12 protein-coding genes and 3 tRNA genes are annotated in these 19,507 nt (G+C 68.9%); 10 read left to right on the forward strand and 5 right to left on the reverse strand.

Annotation, left to right across the window (positions count from 1 at the left end):
- Positions 1 to 256 precede the first annotated feature (256 nt).
- The 5 genes from ACGFZN_RS10300 to ACGFZN_RS10320 all read left to right on the forward strand — a co-directional run bounded on the left by ACGFZN_RS10300 (position 257) and on the right by ACGFZN_RS10320 (position 7,797).
- Entirely contained in the window at positions 257 to 1,759 is a 1,503-nt protein-coding gene (locus ACGFZN_RS10300; protein ID WP_393858022.1) for a trypsin-like peptidase domain-containing protein, read from the forward strand.
- Positions 1,760 to 1,899: 140 nt separating this feature from the next.
- Positions 1,900 to 1,984: transfer RNA gene (locus ACGFZN_RS10305), tRNA-Ser, on the forward strand.
- 541 nt (positions 1,985 to 2,525) lie between these two features.
- Positions 2,526 to 3,185 (forward strand): NADPH-dependent FMN reductase, encoded by a 660-nt coding sequence (locus ACGFZN_RS10310; RefSeq protein WP_393858023.1) that lies wholly within the window; start codon positions 2,526 to 2,528, stop codon positions 3,183 to 3,185.
- A 676-nt stretch (positions 3,186 to 3,861) separates the two neighbouring features.
- Positions 3,862 to 7,464 (forward strand): NACHT domain-containing protein, encoded by a 3,603-nt coding sequence (locus tag ACGFZN_RS10315; protein ID WP_393858024.1) that lies wholly within the window; start codon positions 3,862 to 3,864, stop codon positions 7,462 to 7,464.
- 186 nt (positions 7,465 to 7,650) lie between these two features.
- Positions 7,651 to 7,797, forward strand: a complete 147-nt coding sequence (locus ACGFZN_RS10320) for a hypothetical protein (RefSeq protein ID WP_393858025.1) — start codon at positions 7,651 to 7,653, stop codon at positions 7,795 to 7,797.
- 275 nt (positions 7,798 to 8,072) lie between these two features.
- Here ACGFZN_RS10320 and ACGFZN_RS10325 read toward each other — a convergent pair whose 3' ends face one another.
- The 3 genes from ACGFZN_RS10325 to ACGFZN_RS10335 all read right to left on the reverse strand — a co-directional run bounded on the left by ACGFZN_RS10325 (position 8,073) and on the right by ACGFZN_RS10335 (position 9,737).
- The gene (locus ACGFZN_RS10325) at positions 8,073 to 8,294 is read right to left on the reverse strand and encodes a helix-turn-helix domain-containing protein (RefSeq protein ID WP_393858026.1); all 222 of its coding nucleotides are present in this window, start codon (positions 8,292 to 8,294) and stop codon (positions 8,073 to 8,075) included.
- Entirely contained in the window at positions 8,294 to 8,785 is a 492-nt protein-coding gene (locus ACGFZN_RS10330) for a DUF2975 domain-containing protein (protein WP_393858027.1), read from the reverse strand. Before ACGFZN_RS10330 ends, ACGFZN_RS10325 begins: the two co-directional genes overlap by 1 nt.
- Before the next feature lie 79 nt (positions 8,786 to 8,864).
- On the reverse strand, positions 8,865 to 9,737 hold the full coding sequence (locus ACGFZN_RS10335) for a bifunctional DNA primase/polymerase (protein ID WP_393858028.1): 873 nt from the start codon (positions 9,735 to 9,737) through the stop codon (positions 8,865 to 8,867).
- 376 nt (positions 9,738 to 10,113) lie between these two features.
- On the opposite strand from ACGFZN_RS10335, the gene ACGFZN_RS10340 reads away from it, so the two are divergent.
- The 3 genes from ACGFZN_RS10340 (at position 10,114) to ACGFZN_RS10350 (ending at position 13,378) form a co-directional block, all read left to right on the forward strand.
- Complete coding sequence (locus ACGFZN_RS10340) at positions 10,114 to 10,431, forward strand: hypothetical protein (protein WP_393858029.1); 318 nt, start codon at positions 10,114 to 10,116, stop codon at positions 10,429 to 10,431.
- A 298-nt stretch (positions 10,432 to 10,729) separates the two neighbouring features.
- Positions 10,730 to 11,323 (forward strand): SigE family RNA polymerase sigma factor, encoded by a 594-nt coding sequence (locus ACGFZN_RS10345; RefSeq protein ID WP_393858030.1) that lies wholly within the window; start codon positions 10,730 to 10,732, stop codon positions 11,321 to 11,323.
- A 399-nt stretch (positions 11,324 to 11,722) separates the two neighbouring features.
- Entirely contained in the window at positions 11,723 to 13,378 is a 1,656-nt protein-coding gene (locus ACGFZN_RS10350) for a long-chain fatty acid--CoA ligase (protein ID WP_393858031.1), read from the forward strand.
- Positions 13,379 to 13,413: 35 nt separating this feature from the next.
- Here the strand turns inward: ACGFZN_RS10350 and ACGFZN_RS10355 are convergent, their stop codons facing one another.
- The gene (locus ACGFZN_RS10355) at positions 13,414 to 18,099 is read right to left on the reverse strand and encodes a PAS domain-containing protein (protein ID WP_393858032.1); all 4,686 of its coding nucleotides are present in this window, start codon (positions 18,097 to 18,099) and stop codon (positions 13,414 to 13,416) included.
- 260 nt (positions 18,100 to 18,359) lie between these two features.
- Entirely contained in the window at positions 18,360 to 18,875 is a 516-nt protein-coding gene (locus tag ACGFZN_RS10360; RefSeq protein ID WP_393858033.1) for an SSI family serine proteinase inhibitor, read from the reverse strand.
- Positions 18,876 to 19,127: 252 nt separating this feature from the next.
- On the opposite strand from ACGFZN_RS10360, the gene ACGFZN_RS10365 reads away from it, so the two are divergent.
- Positions 19,128 to 19,218, forward strand: a tRNA-Ser gene (locus ACGFZN_RS10365).
- 202 nt (positions 19,219 to 19,420) lie between these two features.
- Positions 19,421 to 19,493 (forward strand) — tRNA-Arg (locus ACGFZN_RS10370).
- The last annotated feature ends 14 nt before the right edge of the window (positions 19,494 to 19,507 follow it).

Raw genomic sequence — 19,507 nt, forward strand, 5'->3', positions numbered from 1 at the left:
TGCCACCGTCCGGGGGCGCGTGGAGCGGCTCGGGCGCACCGAGTGGCCGTATATGTAACTTTTGTGGAAAAAGCCCTATGTAAAGAATGGCCATGGACCCACAGCCACCGCTTATGGTGCTCTGACGGCCCGTGGGAAAAGCTGACTGCATACAAATGGAACAGTGGAGACCGACCGCTGCGCCATCACCATGCACAGCTGCCGAGCGTGACCGAGTGCGACCGAGAACAACAGCCGTGGACCGAGGAGAAGAGCTGTGAGCACCGAGAACGAGGGCAACGAGGTACCCGAGGCCCCGTCCGCACCTCCCGTGCCGGTGGACTCTCCCGCCGCCTCTTCGCAGGGCCCTACCGCCGCGGGAACGGAGCCGACGGCACCTCTTCCGCCCGTACCGCAGAACGCTCCGAACGCCACCGGGCCCCACCCGGGCGGCCCCGCCGCGCACGCCTCCGCCCCGCAGGCGCCCGGCTCGGCCCCCGACGGCTCCTGGCCGCCCCCGCCGCCCGCCAACGCGCCGTACGGCGAGGGCCAGGCCTACGGCGCCGGTCCGGCCGGCGCACCCGGTGGCTTCGGCGCGGACGGTGCGGGCGGCGCCGGCGGCTGGGGAGCGTCGTACCAGCAGCCCGCGCCCAAGCCGCGCAGCGGTCGCGGCGGCCTGGTCGCCGCGGTCCTGGTGGCCGCGCTGGTCGCGGGCGGCCTGGGCGGCGGCCTCGGCTACACCCTGGCCAAGGACAACGACAGCAACGGTTCCACCACCGTCTCCGCCTCCGACAACGGCGCCACCCAGGTCAAGCGCGCCCCCGGCACGATCGCGCACGTGGCCGCCAAGGCGCTGCCCAGCACGGTCACCATCGAGGCCGAGGGCACCAACGGCGACGGCGGCACCGGCACGGGCTTCGTCTTCGACACCCAGGGCCACATCATCACCAACAACCACGTCGTCGCCGACGCCCTCGACGGCGGCAAGCTGACGGCCACGTTCCCCAACGGCCGCAAGTACGACGCCCAGGTCGTCGGGCACGCCCAGGGCTACGACGTCGCGGTCATCAAGCTCAAGAACCCGCCCTCCGACCTGAAGCCGCTGCCGCTGGGCGACTCCGACAAGGTGGCGGTCGGCGACGAGACGATCGCCATCGGCGCCCCCTTCGGCCTGTCCAACACGGTGACGACCGGCATCATCAGCGCCAAGAACCGCCCGGTGGCCTCCAGCGACGGCAGCGCCACCAGCAAGGCGTCCTACATGAGCGCCCTGCAGACCGACGCCTCGATCAACCCGGGCAACTCCGGCGGCCCGCTGCTGGACGCCTCCGGCGCGGTCATCGGCATCAACTCCGCGATCCAGTCGACCAGCAGCGGCGGCTTCGGCTCCGGCCAGTCCGGTTCGATCGGCCTGGGCTTCGCCATCCCGATCAACCAGGCCAAATACGTCGCCCAGCAGCTGATCAAGACCGGCAAGCCGGTGTACGCCAAGATCGGCGCTTCCGTCTCGCTGGAGGACTCCAGCGACGGCGCGAAGATCACCGACCAGGGCACGGCGGGTTCCTCCGCGGTCGAGCCGGGCGGCCCGGCCGACAAGGCGGGCCTCAAGCCCGGCGACGTCATCACCAAGCTGGACGACATGGTGATCGACAGCGGCCCCACCCTGATCGGCGAGATCTGGACCCACCAGCCCGGCGACAAGGTCACGATCACCTACAAGCGCGGCGGCCAGGAACACACCACCCAACTGACCCTGGGCTCACGAGTCGGCGACAACTGACCCACCGGGCACGCACGGGCGCCGGCCGCCTGACGCGTCCCGTCCCGGCTCCCGGGACCGCCCCGGTGCGGACCACGCCGCCCGCCGGACCGTCGATCCCGGTACGCTGTACCCGCTCCGCCCCAGGTGGGCGGAAGCGAGGTGGGTTGCCCGAGCGGCCTAAGGGAACGGTCTTGAAAACCGTCGTGGCGCAAGCCACCGTGGGTTCAAATCCCACACCCACCGCGCAGATTGACGGCCCCTGACCAGGCGAAACGGTCGGGGGCTGTTGCGTTGTACTGTGCCCGCTCGTCTCCGTGGTTCCCCGTGGTTTCCCGCTCGATCGGGCACGGGTGGGGCACGGACCCCTTGGCGGCCTGCCTGGGTAGCGGTCATCAGGAGCCGGTCTACTGATCACCGGTTCCGCTGGCCAGCGGGACAGAAGAAGCCCATGGCTCTGACTTCGTCGGATGCCGTGGGCTTCTGTCGTTGTTGGTTGGCTTCGGTTGGCCTCGTACGGCCTCAGGACGGCCCAGCTGCCCGTCCTTAGATGAGGTACGGCACCGGCGAGTGACCCAAGGTGCTGATCACCCGACGTGGGCGTACGTGGCTCCATCGATGGTAAGGAGGACCGACCGCGCACCACCTCTCGCAGTGGCCGAGCTATTGTCCTGACTGGCTCGGACCTGTCGGTTCCTGGCCCTGTCGCGTGACGCCAGCTGAGGAACCACACTTGTCGGTGGGGCGCCCTCCTGGAGGGGCTGGCCCGCGACGGAAGGACGGATCCATGCCCACGGACTCGCTTCCCGGCCCGCTGCGGTTCCTGGTCTTCGGCGCGGCCCTGCGGGCCGATTCTACGAACGCCCGCCTCGCCTCCCTCGTGGCCCGGCTCATCTCCGACACCGGTGCCGTCGTCGACCTCGCCACCATGCGCGACTTCGAGATGCCCTTGTACGACGGCGACATGGAGGCCGGCGCAGGGCTGCCGCGCGGTGCTCTCGCCCTGCGCGACCGGCTTGAGCAGAGCGACGCCTTCGTCATTTCCTCGCCGGAGTACAACGCCTCCGTGCCGGGAGTACTGAAGAACGCGATCGACTGGGTCTCGCGTGTCAGGCCGCAGCCGTTCAAGACCAAGCACGCGCTGCTCGTCTCCGCCTCGCCGTCGTTGGTCGGAGGCAACCGCGGATTGTGGGCTCTGAGGATTCCCCTGGAACACCTGGGCACCCGCGTCTACCCGTACATGTTCAGCGTGGCCAACAGCTACCAGGCCTTCACCGAAGACGGAACGCTGGCCGACCCCGGGCTGCAACAGCGTCTCACCGAGACGGTGTCGGGTTTCCTCAGCCTCGTCGAGGCAGACGTGCGCTACGTCTGTCTCGAACGCCGCTGGTACGAGTTCCTGGGAGACCGCACCGAGGCGGCCATCACTCAGCGGGCCGAGAAGTGAGTCCCTCGATTGCGAGTCCGGTGTCGATTGTTCCCCGGGGTAGCGCTTGATCCGGCACACGTCTGGCACGGCTCCGGCTCGCCGGGGCGTGAGCTCGATGGGGAGTGACCATCGCTTTAGGAGTTCGATCTCCCCTTGGTCGGATCGGTGCCCGTCTCGTGCGCCGGCGCCAAGCGTGGCTGCTGTGTGTCGTCGCCGTCCGGGGTCGTGATGGCAGCGTTGGATGTCAGCGGAACATGAGCGAGCTGCAGATCCGGCCTCATCCCACAGACACGGCCACGACAAAGGTGCCTGAGGTGACGATGCTGCTGCCGGCCAATCGTCCCGTTGACCTGCAGCCTGATCTGCTGGCGTCGTCTCAGCGAGGCAGCCCATGTGCCTGCCGCGGACTCTACGGGGTGAGGCATTGGCAAGGGTCTCGGCGAGATCGGTCGGGTTGGATACCTCCAGGCTTCGCCCCTCCTGGCACTGACAGCGGTAGCCTGGCACCTTCCAGGCCGTCAAGGCCCACCTGCTCTCGGCCAGTTGGGAAGGTTGGACTCAGTTGACATATCTCTACGAGCAACTGGACCCTGAGCGGTTTCAGCAACTTTGCCAGGCGCTCATCTCACTTGAGTACCCCGGCACGCAGTGCTTCCCCGTTGGGCAAAGGGACGGAGGTCGAGATGCCGTCCAGATGTTCGCAAACAGGCAGGGAAACTATCGAGTATTCCAAGTCAAGTTTGTCCGAAATCCTTTCACTATCGATGACGCCCATAAGTGGCTGGTCGACACAATGAAGGGTGAACTCCCTAAGATCCTGGAAATCGTGAAACGCAGAAAGGGTGTGATTGAATACATCCTAGTATCCAACGTTCCTGGAACAGCTTTTCCGGGTTCGGGTTCTATTGACACTCTAAATGAGCTACTAAACACGGATTCTCCCGTTCCCATTCGTGCTTGGTGGAGGGACGATCTAGACCGGAGATGTGACGGTCATGCTGATGTCAAGTGGGCCTATCCGGACATGCTCCGGGGCACCGACCTACTGCAAGCCTTGGCGGAATCCATCGGTGGCGACCTTTTGGGTAACCGCCTGGATGTCTTGAGAAGCTTTGCTGTGGAACAGTTCGACATGGACAACGAAGTCCGCTTCAAGCAGGTCGAACTAAGCAACGAGATCCTTAATCTCTTCGTCGATGTCCCCGCGGTCATTCCTATGAGTCATGAAGAGGGACGCCGAAAGGAAGAGAAACGTGCGCTACTGATTCGCGAGACTGTTCAACAGATTGTCCAACGCGATGGGTCATCCAACGATCGAGACGAGCCCATTGGTGCAGCTAGGTTGCTCCTCCATGACGACATAGCGAAACTCTCCGACCTTGTCGTGCTAGAAGGAGGTCCGGGACAGGGAAAATCAACGCTGGCGCAGTATGTGTGCCAAGTGCATAGAATGCGCGTTCTAGGAAAGGCAGAGTTCACCGATCTTCCCAAGGTGCATCAGGCCAAGTCTGTTCGCTTCCCAATTAGAGTGGACTTGCGGGAATATGCAACTTGGCTTTCCGGTAAGAATCCGTTCGGCCCAGAAGCTGAATCTCAGAGGCCGGTGCACTCGTCTAAGTCTCTTGAATCGTTCATCAGTGCCTTGATTAGTGAGCAGTCCGGTGGCCGGACCTTTACCGTAGATGATCTGTCTGCTGTCGCGCGTTCCAGCTCGCTACTTATCGTCCTTGACGGCCTAGACGAAGTTGCTGAAGTCCGCCTTCGTAATGACATGGTGAAGGAAATTGGCTCCGCGGCCAGGAGGATGAAAGAGTCAGCAGCTGCGCTTCAAATGCTGGTCACGACAAGACCTTCAGCATTGGCCGAGGTGTCTGAGTTCCCGTCTGCACTGTTTCAGCGGTGGACCTTGACACGACTTGGCCGGCCTTTGATCGAAGAATACTCTGAGCGGTGGGCGAAGTCTCGTCGCCTGAGTCCGAAAGAAACGGCCAATCTTCGCAAAACGCTGGGCGAGAAACTAGATCAGCCGCACATGCGGGACCTTGCACGTAACCCTATGCAGCTCGCCATCTTGCTCACGGTAATTCATACACGAGGAGGCAGCCTTCCGGATAAGCGGACGGCGCTGTACGACATCTACGTTGAGCTATTCCTAGCTCGCGAAGCCGAAAAAAGTGAAATTGTAAAGAAGCATCAAGAGGTGCTAATTGACCTGCACCGGTATCTTGCTTGGCTCCTACATAGCGAAGCTGAGACGGGTAGAGCCCTCGGAAAAATCGAAGCCAGTCGCCTTCGGGAAGTGATCAAAGATTACCTCATCGCAGAGGGAAGGGACCCGGCCTGGACAAAGGACCTGTTTACTGGCCTCGCGCAGCGTGTCGTTTTTCTCGTAGGTGCAGTTGAGGGTCTCTTTGAGTTTGAAGTTCAACCGCTGCGAGAATACTTCGCCGGTCGGTTTCTATACGAAACCGCACCTTACAGCCCAGTGGGAAGCCCAAGACGGGGTACAAAGGATGAGCGCTTCGACGCCGTAGCGCGTAACACCCATTGGCTCAACGTGACGCGATTCTACGCGGGCTGCTTCAGCAAGGGTGAGTTGCCGTCACTTGTCGACAGACTCGAGGTCCTCTGTGCTGATGGCGACCTAGGTCTTACGTCTCACCCTCGGTCGCTTGCTGCAACTCTTGTGGCTGACTGGGTCTTCAGCCAAAACCCGCGAAGCCTTAAGAAGGTAATCGAACTCATTCTAGATAAGGACGGATATCGCTCCCTTCTTGGTGATGACCGCTACAGCACAAGTGGTGGTGAGCCCATTACTCTGCCAGACGGCTGCGGGCGCACCGAACTCCTTGTGCGCTGTCTAAGCGTTCTAAGCGGAGCACCGCCACGGGACATACAGATCTCGATCACAGCACTCGCGCAGAAAAACGGCACTCGTGAAGAACTCTATAATTTGTGGCTTGATGGATTTCCTCTCCTCTCCTCAAGTGACGAGAAGATCTCTTGGGTATGGTCTGGTTACTTCCTAGGGGTTCTCAATTTCCAGGCCGACGATGTCCTGCTTAGGGTCTTCAGGGAGTTCGAAGTTCCCGTTCACGACGAAGTGATCGGGGCGATCCTTGCTGCTGGTAGGGCCAGCTACTTTACTCAGCGGCTCGATCTTCTTGAGTATTTCCGAGATACTCTATTCGATGGCTTCATTGCAGGGTTTCGTCCTCCCCGTAGAAGTAAATCTACTGTGGATCTGCTCTGCGTAGCACTCAACCCTATGCCTCTCTTGAGGAACTATTCCGATATGCGGCGTACATACGGTGAAAACCTAGCCCGCGGGGTGGGATTCACTATGCCGCAGAACGAAGTAGCTCCTGTCCAGGACGCCAAAGTTGATGCGGTCGTTAGGTCATTCCAGAATCTTTTGAGTGCTCCTCAGCAAGAAGGATCTCCCGCATCGAACGGTGCATTCGCTGACTATGTCAGAAAAGTGGAGTTCATTCTGGGGCCAAAATGGCCCGTGTGGGGCATGGCTTGTGCGCTTTCGCTTGCGGCTAAGCGTGGCAAGAGAGGTGAAGTGCCAAGCAGTGGCCTGTTTGATGAATCCGTCAGCGTGGTTGACCGAGTCAGGTATGCGCGATTGCAAGCAGGAAATGCTGCATGGTGGAAAAAGCAACTGGAAGTAGCGGACCCAGAAAAGCGGCAGATTTGGGCCTTGGTGGCTCTATCCTTCTGCGGCCCTGCGACGCTCGCCAAGGTTTGCAGTGAGCTTGATGATGTAGTTGAAAGCCTAAATGCGCGTGAGAGCGAGCGACTGGTTAGGGGCATCGAACAAATCCGAGGATGGCTCGGTGCATACCGCGATGTGCGCGTCGATTTGTTGCCTGAGGTGTTGAGCCCTCGACTCGCTGCCATTCTTACAATCTGGTGTGGGGGTGGCATGCTGCGGCAAGAAATTGTCGATAGATATCTATCGGGCTACATCGGCGACGAGCCTTTTGTTCATGATGCTATCTTCGGGTGCGCGACTCAAAGAATTCAATCCGGGCCCGCGGATTGGGGTGCGGAAATCGACAGAATTAAACGAGCTTATCGAGTGACTGGAAATTCAATGCCGCACCTCGGATACATTCGACCGTCCGAGAATATGCCCGTAGAGGTAGCTCGCAAGATTGCAAGTAACGCGGCCTCATATCCGGTTTTTTTGGTTCGGGTGGCTGAGACCAGTATGCGTAGGGCGCTGGCGGAAAAGACAGTTCCCCTGTCAAGGGTCGCGCAGCAGGGTGGCTGGTTCGAAGAAGAGTGAGGTCGGCGGAGCGGCTTTGGGCTGGAGCTGCTTTGGCGCGAGTGATCATGACCCCATAAGCTTCCGGCGCGTCGGGCAGTCTGTGGACCTGCCGGGGCGTTGAATCGCGACGGGCGGACGTACTGCCGCGACAATGCCTACGCCGTGCTGATGGGGTGCAAGAGGCGCCAGCACCGGTGGCAGAAGATGAAGATGATCGTCATGCGGAGCAAGGCAGGTGACCTCAGCCGCGCCTTGCTCCCGACGGCCAAGGAGAAGTTCAACGCCTTCCTCGGGGTCGGTGGCCTGCTGTCGGCGGTCGCGGCGGTGATCGTTCCTGTGATGACCGGCTGAAGCGGTAACCCCTCGCCCCAGAAGAAGGGCACGAGTAGCGACCGGGGGCACGTAAGGGGCACGGAGGGGAAGACAACGGCTCCGCCGAGGGGCCTGCACTCGCCTGACCTGCTGCATAGCCGCGAGGCGTCCCGTCCGCCGAAAGGTCTTGAAAACCGTCGTGGCGCAAGCCACCGTGGGTTCAAATCCCACACCCACCGCGCAGGTTGACGGCCCCTGACCAGGCGATATGGTCGGGGGCCGTTGCCTTGGGCCGTGTCCGGCCGTCGCATGGTTCAGTCGTCCGCGGTGTCCTCGGCCTCCCAGCGCAGGAGGTCGCCCGGCTGGCACTCGAGTACCTCGCAGAGTGCGGCGAGCGTCGTGAAGCGCACCGCCTTGGCGCGGCCGTTCTTGAGGACCGCCAGGTTGGCGGGCGTGATCCCCACTCGGTCCGCGAGTTCCCCCACGGACATCTTCCGCCGGGCCAGCATCACATCGATGTCGACGACGATCGGCATCAGATCACCTCGTCCAACTCGGCCTGCATCCGCGCCGCTTCGACATCGCGCGCGACGGCCTGGGCGAGCAGCATCCGCAGCACGAGCACGATGAGCGCGACGCCCAGGATGGCCAGGCCGATCCCGCCCATGATGACGGTGACGCCCGGGTCGTCCCGCTGCCCCGGCGCATTGAGGGCCGTGACCGTGAACCAGGCGAGGGCAGCCGCCACGATCGCGCCGATCACGCCGTTCACGTAGCGGAAGGCGGCGTGGGAGAACACGGTTCCGCGTCGCACCATCGCCACGAGTCGCCACACGCAGACGACGGCGACCTGGACCGACACCATGCCCAGGATCGTGACCACGCGCAGCGGGGTCAGCGGGAGCGATCCGTCCTCCGGGTCGTTCCCGCCGGCCAACGCCCACACCATCCCTGCCTGTACGAACACGGTGCCGGCGAGCACCACCACCAGCACGGCTCGCAGCGCAGCGACTGACAGCTTGCCCATGGCCCGTCCTCCCATCGAATCTCGATGGGAAACTATCGATTTTCGATAGGTTTGGCAATGAGGTGGGCCGGAGGCGTCGTCAGGGGCGGTGTCCCGTCATGCGTGCTGCCGAGGCGATCGTCGCGCGGGCCTCGCGTTCGGTGAGGCCGGTGTTCAGGGCGGCCTCGGTGAGGGGGTCGGCGAGGGCGGGGCCGATGCCGTTCTCGTAGGCGCGGCAGGCCGCCCAGAAGAGGCGGGTGTTGCGCTGGCCCTCGTGCGCGGAGAGCACGAACTGGACCAGGCCCCGGCCGTGGTCGCCGGGGGCGGGCGGAGCCGGGTGCGCGGGCCGGGGCGGGGGCGTGAGCAGGCGCAGCAGTGAGGGCGGGCAGGGGGCCGGGGTCAGGTGCGCGGTGCCGGGGGCGGTCGTGTACACGCCGTGGTCGGTGCGGGAGCCGGGGCCCACGAGATAGCCGCCGGCGCCGCGGATGTCGATGCCGGGGGCGAGCCGGCCGGCGGAGTTCGGGACGACGACGTCCGGCGGGCCGGTGAGCCACAGGTGCCGCCCGCCGCTGGGGGTGCGGACGACCACCGTCTCCGGGATGGTGAACAGATGCCGCAGAGCGAGTTCGCGCAGCGCGGTCGATGAGTTCGTGCCGGACTTGGTGTCCAGGTCGACGCCGATCAGGTGGTACGGCGGCAGTCCGCAGGCGATGCCGTAGCCGGTGGCCCAGGGCGCGGCGGCGAACAGTTCGCGGATGCGGACCGGCTCGGTGGAGGCGTCGTACACGCCGTGTCCGAAGCGGCCGCACTCGCCGTGGCAGCGCGGTCCGGTCGGGTCGGGGTCGTCGCGGTGGGGGGAGCGCAGGGCCGGGAGCTTCGTCCGGGACAGGGGGATGACGGCCAGGCCGCGTTCGGCGGCTGACAGCGCGTGTGCGAGGGCCAGCGTCGTGGCCTGCCGGTCGGTGGTGGCCATGGATCCATGGTCGTACGTATGTTCGAAAAAGGGAAGAGGGGGTAGGCGCGGCGCGCCGGGTGCGGGGGGCGTGGGTGGATATGCGGCGGATGTGTGGCGGAACGATTCATCCCTTGTGTCGCTTGGAGGGAAGAAAGGGCTGTCTGGGTGCTTACGGGAGTGAGGTGGCTAAAGATGGCGATAAGGGTTTATCGACTTGTCATCACGCTTGCGTGCGAATCGGACCTTCCGGGGTGGTTCGCCGGGGATTCGGTGGGCAACCCTGATCTCGCGACGTCGTCCACGACAGTCAGAGCGGTCGGCCAACTGCCCTGACGCAAGCTGAGTTCACGTACTCCCGGCCCTCGGGCCCGAGTGCTTGGTTCTGGAGGAACACATGGCAAGCATCCGTACCGCCCGCGTTCTCGCCGCTGTCGCCGCGCTCCCGCTCGCAGCCGCCCTCTTCGGCGGCGTGGCGGCCGCCGACAACGGCGCCGTCGCGGACAACGGATCGAGCGCCAACGCCGGTGTGGCGGGGGTCATCGGCAGCGGAGTCGGCCACAACAACAACGGCAACTCGTCCACCACGCAGCAGAACGCGGTCGGCAACGGCGCCTCGAACCAGAGCAACACCGCGCAGGTCAACGGCTCGGTCTGGACGGCGATCCAGCAGGGCAACGAGAACGTGGCCATCCACTTCACCCACCTGTGGTGACCTCGGGGCGAGACCCCTCCCGGTGAGGGTCCTCGCGGGGTGTGCTTCGGGGTCGTAACGCGTCCGCGCGGCGGTGCTTCGGTACCGCCGCGCAGACGCTTTCCGGTGGGACCGGCAGGTTTTCCGGTGGGACCGACAGGGGCGTCCGCCGGGGAGTCAGGGTCGAACCCGTAGGAGGCGTCATCGCGCCGTCCACCTTCAGGAGGTGCGGAAAGCCCCACCCCTACAACCTGAGGGGGACTCCGCTTCGGGACCTGCGGGCGATCCGCCGAGGGTACGCCGCTCCTAGCGTGGAGCCATGACCACACCCGTCTGCACCAGTGCCTCGGCCGCCGCAGCACCAAGGCGGCAGGCCCTCCCTCACCCCCGGCGCCCGCCGAGCGGCCAGGCTCCCGCGTACCCGACGTTCGCGTCGTACGTACGGGCCCGTCAGCCGGTCCTGCTGCGTACCGCCCGCTCGCTCACCGCGAACCTGAGCGACGCCGAGGACCTGCTGCAGACCGCGTTGGCGAAGACGTACGTGGCCTGGGAGCGGATCGAGGACCAGCGGGCGCTGGACGGCTATGTGCGCCGCGCGCTGCTGAACACCCGGACCTCGCAGTGGCGCAAGCGCCGGGTGGACGAGTTCAGCTGCGACGAACTGCCCGAGCCGGAGCCGGTGCCGGGCGACGACGACCCGGCCGAACGGCAGGCGCTGCACGACGCCATGTGGCGCGCGATCACGAAGCTCCCCGCGCGGCAGCGGGCGATGGTCGTCCTGCGCTACTACGAGGACCTCAGCGAGGCCCAGACCGCCGCGGTGCTCGGGGTGTCGGTGGGCACGGTGAAGTCGGCGGTGTCGCGTGCGCTCGGCAAGCTCCGCGAGGACCCCGAGCTGGGGCTGGTCCGCTGATGCCGGACTTCCGCTGACGCCTGTCGCCGCTGACCCCCGTGTCTGCCGGCCCCGGTATCCGTCGGCCCTGGCTGCGGCTGGTTCTGGTGTCCGTCGGCCCTGGCTGCGGCTGGTTCTGGTGTCCGGCGGCCCTGGCTGCGGCTGGTTCTGGTGTCCGTCGGCCCCGGCCTCGGCTGGCCCCGGTATCCGCCGACCCCCGCTTCGGCCGACCCGGCTTCGGCCGACCCCGGTCCCGCCAACCCCCGCTGCGGCTGACCAGGTTTCCGCCAACTCCGTTCCGCTCCGGCCCCGATTTTCCTCCCGAGTGACACACCCCCTAGTGACATACCACGCGGTATGTGCGCAGAATCAGCGCACACCTCTACCACCGCGTAGGCAATGCCGCCCCGGGAGGACTCCGTGCTGAGCACCATGCAGGACGTACCGCTGCTGATCTCGAGGATCCTGACCCACGGGTCCACGGTCCACGGATCGTCGCGGGTGACCACCTGGACCGGCGAGGCCGGGCCGCACCGGCGCACCTTCGCCGAGGCCGGCGCCCGCACCGCCCAGCTGGCGCACGCGCTGCGGGACGAGCTGGGCGTGACCGGCGACGACCGGGTGGCCACCCTGATGTGGAACAACGCCGAGCACGTCGAGGCCTACTTCGCGATCCCCTCCATGGGCGCGGTGCTGCACACGCTCAATCTCCGGCTGCCCGCCGAGCAGTTGGCGTGGATCGTCAACCACGCGGCCGACAAGGTCGTCATCGTCAACGGCTCCCTGATCCCGCTGCTCGCCCCGCTGCTGCCCAAGCTGCCCACGGTCGAGCATGTCGTCGTCTCCGGCCCCGGCGACCGCACCCCGCTACAGGGCACGCACGCCCGGGTCCACGAGTACGAGGAGCTGATCGCCGGCCGGCCCACCGCCTACGACTGGCCGGAGCTGGACGAACGCCAGGCCGCCGCCATGTGCTACACCTCCGGCACGACGGGTGACCCCAAGGGCGTGGTCTACAGCCACCGTTCGGTCTACCTGCACTCCATGCAGCTCAACATGGCGCAGTCCATGGGCCTGACCGACCAGGACACCTCGCTGGTCGTCGTCCCCCAGTTCCACGTCAACGCCTGGGGCCTGCCGCACGCCGCCTTCCTGACCGGCATCAACATGCTGATGCCGGACCGCTTCCTGCAGCCCGCGCCGCTCGCCGAGATGATCGAGCAGGAGAGGCCGACCCACGCGGCGGCCGTCCCCACCATCTGGCAGGGCCTGCTCGCCGAGCTGAACGCCAAGCCCCGCGACGTCTCCTCCCTCGCCCAGGTCACCATCGGCGGCGCCGCGTGTCCGCCCTCCCTCATGGAGGCCTTCGACAGGCTCGGCATGCGCGTCTGCCACGCCTGGGGCATGACGGAGACCTCGCCGCTGGGCACGGTGGCCCGGCCGCCGGCCCACGCGGTCGGCACGGAGGAGGAGTTCGCCTACCGCCTCACCCAGGGCCGTTTCCCGGCCGGCGTGGAGGCGCGCCTCACCGGCCCCGACGGCGAACGCCTCCCCTGGGACGGCGAGTCCGCGGGCGAACTGGAGGTGCGAGGCCCCTGGATCGCGGGCGCCTACTACAACGGCCCCGGCGCCGAACCCCTGCGCCCCGCCGACAAGTTCAGCGAGGACGGCTGGCTGAAGACCGGTGACGTCGGCACCATCTCCCCCGAAGGCTTCCTCACCCTCACCGACCGCGCCAAGGACGTCATCAAGTCCGGCGGCGAGTGGATCTCCTCCGTCGAGCTGGAGAACGCGCTGATGTCCCACCCGGACGTCGCCGAGGCCGCGGTGGTCGCCGTACCCGACGAGAAGTGGGGCGAGCGCCCGCTGGCCACGGTCGTCCTGCGCGAGGGGGCCGCCGCCGACTTCGAGGCCCTGCGCGCCTTCCTCGCCGAGGAGGGGAAGATCGCCAGGTGGCAGCTGCCCGAACGGTGGACGATCGTCGAGTCGGTGCCGAAGACGAGCGTCGGCAAGTTCGACAAGAAGGTCCTGCGCAGGCAGTACGCGGACGGGCGGCTGGACGTCACCCGGCTGTGAGCGCCGGCATCGGCACCGACTGACCCTGAGAGGGGTCAGTTGGTGCCGATCCGGGCCAGCAGGTCCACGATCCGGCTCTGCACCTCGGTGCTGGTCGACCGCTCGGCGAGGAACAGGACCGTCTCGCCCGAGGCCAGCCGGGGCAGGTCGGCCTGGTCGACCGCGGCGGTGTAGACGACCAGCGGGGTCCGGTTGAGCTGCCCGTTGGCCCGCAGCCAGTCGATGATCCCGGTGTGGCCCGCCTGCCGTCGCTGCACCTGCATCAGGTCCATCACCACCAGGTTCGGCCGGAACTGCCCCGCCAGCGTCACCGCGTCGGCGTCGCTCGCGGCCCGCGCCACCTGCATCCCGCGCCGCTCCAGCGTCGAGGTCAGCGCCAGCGCGATCTCCGCGTGCTCCTCGATGAGCAGCACCCGCGGCGGATGCTGCTCGCTGTCGCGCGGCGCCAGCGCCTTCAGCAGGACGGCCGGATCGGCGCCGTACGCCGCCTCGCGCGTCGCCTGCCCGAGCCCGGCCGTCACCAGCACCGGCACCTCGGCGGCCACGGCGGCCTGGCGCAGCGACTGCAGCGCGGTCCGCGTGATGGGCCCCGTCAGCGGGTCCACGAACAGGGCGGCCGGGAACGCCGCGATCTGGGCGTCGACCTCCTCACGGGAGTGCACGATCACCGGCCGGTAGCCGCGGTCGCTCAGCGCCTGCTGGGTCGTCGCGTCCGGCGCGGGCCACACCAGCAGCCGGCGCGGGTTGTCCAGCGGCTCCGGCGGCAGCTCGTCGTCGAGCGGCTGCGGCCGCGGGGTGTCCGCGACCTCCACGGCACCACCGGGGCCGTCCAGCGGCTCCGGTCCCTCGGCGGCGTCGGCGTCCGGCGCGCCGATGGCGTACGACCGTCCGGCGCCCTCGGTGCCCGGGGCGAGCCGGGGCTGCCCGGCCAGGGAGGGGGCGTGGACGGACGCCTGCCCGGCCAAGGACGGATGGGCGGGCGTCGGTTCGGCCGGCGACGGATGCGCGGGCGCATGGCCGGCCTGCGGATGGGGCCGGGCCGCCTGCTCCGGCTGCTGTTCCGCTTGCTGCGCCGGGTCGGGGCGGGTGCCCAGTTTGCGGCGACGGCCGGAACCGCCCGGCGCGTGCGGCGGCGGGGTCGCCGTCGGCTGCTGCACCTGCGCCGCCTGCCGGGAGAACGGCACACCCTGACCGAGCGTGCGGACGCTGATCGCCCGCCCCTGCGTGGAGTTCGGGTCGAGCGCCGCACCGGCGGCCGGCAACGGCTGCGCGGCCCGCGGGGTACCGGCGGCAGGCGTACCGGTCTGCGGCACACCGGGGGCCGGGGCGGGTGCCGCTCCGTTCTGCGGCATGGGCGTGCCCGCACCGGAGGTGTCGTCGGCGCCGGGCCACTGCTGCGGCGCACCGGGTGCCTGGGCGGGGGCCGGTCCGGCACCGGCCGGGGGTACGGGCGTACCCGCCCCCGGGGTGTCGGCGCCGGGCCACTGCTGGGGCGCACCGGGCGCCTGGCCGGCCGTCGGCACCGGTCCGGCACCGGCCTCCGCGGGCAGCGGCTGGCCGCTCGGCGTACCGCCGGGCGGTGTCGCGGCCGCCGCGGGGGCGGGCTGCGGGGTGGGCCCGGCCTGACCGGCAGCGGCCGGAGCCGCCGGGCCCGCCGGAGCCGCGGGCATCGCCTGGGCCGCGGGACCGTTCTGGACGGGGAAGCCCTGTCCGGCCGTACCCGGCGCCGGAACACCAGGAACCGGCATGCCCTGACCGGGAGCCACCGGCACACCCTGAGGCGGAGTCGCCTGACCCTGAACACCCCGGCCCTGAACAGCCGTCTGGACCGGAGCCGCCTGGCCGGGGTGCACGGGAGCGGCCGGAGGCATCGGCGCCGAAGCCGGTTGCGCGGTGCCGGGCGCGCTGCCCTGCGCCGGTGCCACCGGAGCGGCTTCCGCGGGCTGGGTCACGGCACGGCGGCGCCGGCCGGTCGGCGCGCTGGTCGGATGCGGCTGCGGCGGGGTGTGGTCCGCGGCCTGGTCGAGGGGTACGGCGTCGTGGCGGCCCGCGTCTCCGGGTACGCCCCCGACGGCCAGCGGCGGCTGAGCGGGCACCTGCACCTGCCCGGGCCCCTGCCCCACGAACGGCGGCTGCACCTCGACGACGCCCGGAGCGCCGGGACCACTGGCCGGTACACCCGCACCCGGACCGACGGGCACGCCCGTGCCGGGACCAGCCGGTGCATGCGTACCGGCACCGGCAGGCACGCCCGCACCCGGTACGCCGCCGGGCGGAACCGTGCCCACCCCGTTCGCCGCGTCCGGGGACTGGGGCGAGCGGTCGGCCTCGGCGGGCGGAAGGGCGAAGACCGTACGAGGACCGGCCGCCTCCTGGGCCGCGGCCCGTTCCGCCGCGGCGGCCAGCGCACGCCGGCGCCGCCCGGTCGGCTGCGCGCCCTCGGCCGGAACGGCCTGCGCGCCCGGTGTCTGCTCGCCGTCCGCCACCGGCAGCGCGGGCGGCAGGGCGGCCTGCGCCGCGCCGGAGTCGGGCCGGGCGGGCAGGCCCGCGGGCACACCCTGCGGGGGAACGGCCGCGCCGAGTCCCGTACCGGAGGCGGCGGCCCCGGCGGCATGCTCGGCCGCGGTCACCACCGCGCCCTCGGTCACCCCCGCGCCGGCCTCGGCGGGCCGGCCACGGCGCCGCCCGGTCCCACTGGACGGGGGCTCCACGGCCTCGGCCGGGACCGCGCCCGTCTCCTCGGCGGGCGCCCCGGCACGCCTGCGGCGGCGCCCGGTCGGCGCGGGCGCCCCGGCCTCACCGGCCTGGGCCGCGCCGGGCACCTCACTCTCCAGGAAGGCGTCGGTGGAGGCCCGCCGGGCCCGCCGCCGACCGCCGCCGGTCTGCTCGCCGCCCGCGGCCAGGGCCACCTCACCGGCACCGGCCAGCTGCCCGGCCGACGCCGGCACGGCCTCCAGCTGCCCGCCCGGGACGTGCCCGCTCGCGTCCGGTGCGCCCTGCAGGGCGGGAAGCTCCCCGGCGGGCGCCGTCTGCCCGCCGGTCGCGGCGTCGACCGTCCCGGCGCCGCCGCCCAGCGGCACCTCCAGCACATAGGCGCTGCCGCTCATGCCCGGCACCTCGTGCGTCTGCAGCACGCCGCCGTGGGCCCGTACGATCCCGCGCACGATCGGCTCGTGCACCGCGTCCCCGCCGGCGTACGGCCCGCGCACCTCGATGCGGGCGACCTCACCGCGCTGCGCGGCCGCGACGACGACGGTGTTGTCCAGGTAACCGCCCGCGGACACGGGCGAGTTGCCGGTCGCGTCGACCCCGGCGACGTCCGCCACCAGGTGCGCCAGCGCGGTGGCGAGCCGCTGCGGGTCGACCTCGGCCTCGATGGGCGGCGCGTGCACGGCGAACTGCACCCGCCCCGGGCCGATCAGCTCGACGGCGCCCTCCACGCCGGCGGCGACGACGGCGTCCAGCATCACCTTCGTACGCGTGATGTCCTCGGCGCCCGCGTCCAGCCGCTGGTACCCGAGGACGTTGTCGATGAGGGTGGTGATCCGGGAGTACCCGGCGCTCAGGTGGTGCAGCACCTGGTTGGCCTCGGGCCACAGCTGCCCGGCGTCGTCGGCGGCCAGGGCGGCCAGCTCGCGCCGCAGCTCGTCCAGGGGCCCGCGCAGCGACTGCCCGAGCAGGGTCAGCAGCTGCTCGTGCCGCGCGGCGAGCGCCTCGTACCGGTCCTTCTCCCGCTCGGCGAGCGCGGCGTACCGCTCCTCGCCGGCCGCGACCTCCTCCGCATGCTTGTCGCGCAGCTCCTCGAGCTCGGTGACGTGCTGCTGGCGCAGCGCGGTCAGGTCGGAGGCGTGCTCCTCGGAGAGCCGCTCGAGCTCTTCCGCGTGCGCCTTCTCCAGCGCGGCCTTCTCCTCGGCGAGGGCGTCGAGGGGGCGCCGGTCGGTGAAGGTCATCACGGCGCCGACGAGCTGGTCCCCGTCGCGCACCGGCGCGGTGGTCAGATCGACGGAGACCTTCTCGTCCCCCTTGGACCACAGCACCTGCCCGCGCACCCGGTGCTTGCGCCCGGAGCGCAGGGTGTCGGCGAGCGGCGACTCGTCGTACGGGAAGGGGGAGCCGTCGGCCCGCGAGTGCAGCACCAGCGTGTGCAGCTCCTTGCCGCCCAGCTCACCGGCCCGGTATCCCAGTATCTGGGCGGCGGCCGGGTTGACGAGCACGATCCGCCCGTCGGTGTCGGTACCGACGACACCCTCCGCCGCGGCCCGCAGGATCATCTCGGTCTGCCGCTGGGAGCGCGCCAGCTCGGCCTCGGTGTCGACGGTCCCGGACAGGTCCCGTACGACGAGCATGAGCAGCTCGTCGCCCGTGTAGCCGTAACCGTCGTACGCCTGCTGCCCGTTCTCCAGATTCGCGCTCGTGACCTCGACCGGGAACTCGCTCCCGTCGGTCCGCCGCGCGACCATCCGCGTGGGCTTGGTGCGCCCCCGCGGGTCCATGTGATCGGGCCGCCGCATCGATCCGGGGATGAGCCGCGAGTCGAACTCGGGCAGCAGATCGAGCAGCCCGCGTCCGACGAGCGCGGTGCCGGGCGCCTCGAAGGCCTCCAGCGCGATGGTGTTCGCGTTGACGACGGTTCCGTTGGCGTTGACCAGGACCAACGCGTCCGGCAGCGCGTCGAGTATGGCTGCGAGGCGAGCAGCGCCTCGGGATGGCCTGCTGCTCACGAGACGCCTTCCTCCCTGTTACCGCACCTTGCCGACCGCTCGGGCCATCTTGCCAACCGGCCCGCGACGTGTCACGCGAGGGAGTCTAAGCGCACACGTTGCGCTCGCGACGCCGGATGAGAGCGAGGTCCCACGACGAAGTGACACGGAACCGGCCACCTGTCCGCCGGCCACGCCCCGCGGCTCCCTGAGACTTTCGCGGGACCTTTACGGCACCGGTGTTTCCGTCAGGAAAAGCTCACGGCCCCGGCCGGCCGCCCCTACTCCCCTGTCTCCGCCGCGCCGACCCTCGGCAGCAGGGGCACCATCCGGTCCCACCGGCCGGTCTGGCATCCGTCGCCGCGGTCGTAGGTGGCGTCGACCCTGCGCCCGGCCCAGGTGCCGGTCACACGGGCGGTGGCCGGACCGCCGTAGACCATGGTGCAGACGGTGCCGGGAGCGACGGGGGCGAACAGGTCCCGCCCCCAGTTCGTCCGCGCGTCGAGCACCCGGCACGCCTCCACCGCGTCCGGGTGGGTTCCGCCGGCCGGGTGACAGGACAACTCGTACCTCCCGTCCCGCCCGGCCCCCGCGTGCCGCACGACCACGGTGAGGTGATCACCGGCCCGGTCCTCGGGCCGCACGGGCGGCGGCATGCCGGGTACGGCGACGGCGGGGGCGGCGCGGGCGGCTCCGGCGGCCGGCACGGCGACGGCGGGGGCGGCGACGGCGGGGGCGGCGGCGAGCCCGGCCAGGCCCGACACGGCGGCGAGGACGGATGTGCGGCGGCCGCGCACACGACCCGGCTGGGGGACCGTCCGCCCAGGACCCCGCCATGCGCCGGCCCGCCCGGGACCCCACTCACGAAGAAAGACCATGCCGTGCCCAACGCGCGGGCCCCCCGGACGTTGCGTCCGCGCCTCGCCGGGCGGAAGGCCTTTGCCCTGCGGGCCGACTGCCTAGTACCGTGGGGGGCGATTGGTGACAGGCCGCTCGGCTGTGTCATCATCTGCACGCACCACTCGCGCGCTCGCGTGAGCGGTTGTGCTGGAGGCGTCGCCTAGTCCGGTCTATGGCGCCGCACTGCTAATGCGGTTTGGGCCTTAAAGCCCATCGAGGGTTCAAATCCCTCCGCCTCCGCACCGATCCCGAAGCCCCGGTCCCCAGGACCGGGGCTTCGGCGTTCTCCCGTCCTCCCCCTCGATCCCACCCTGTAGACGTTTCCGCAGGTCACAAGGGGTGTGCGAATCGGATTTCACATGACGGCGGCAGTCATGTAATGTTCTTCCTGTCGCCGGGACGGGCCGAAAGGATCGGGACGGAGACAAGAACAAAAGAACAAGCACTCGTAGCTTAACGGATAGAGCATCTGACTACGGATCAGAAGGTTGCAGGTTCGAATCCTGCCGAGTGCGCACAGATCAGAGGC

The organism is Streptomyces sp. NPDC048192 (assembly GCF_043202415.1).
GTDB lineage: Bacteria > Actinomycetota > Actinomycetes > Streptomycetales > Streptomycetaceae > Streptomyces.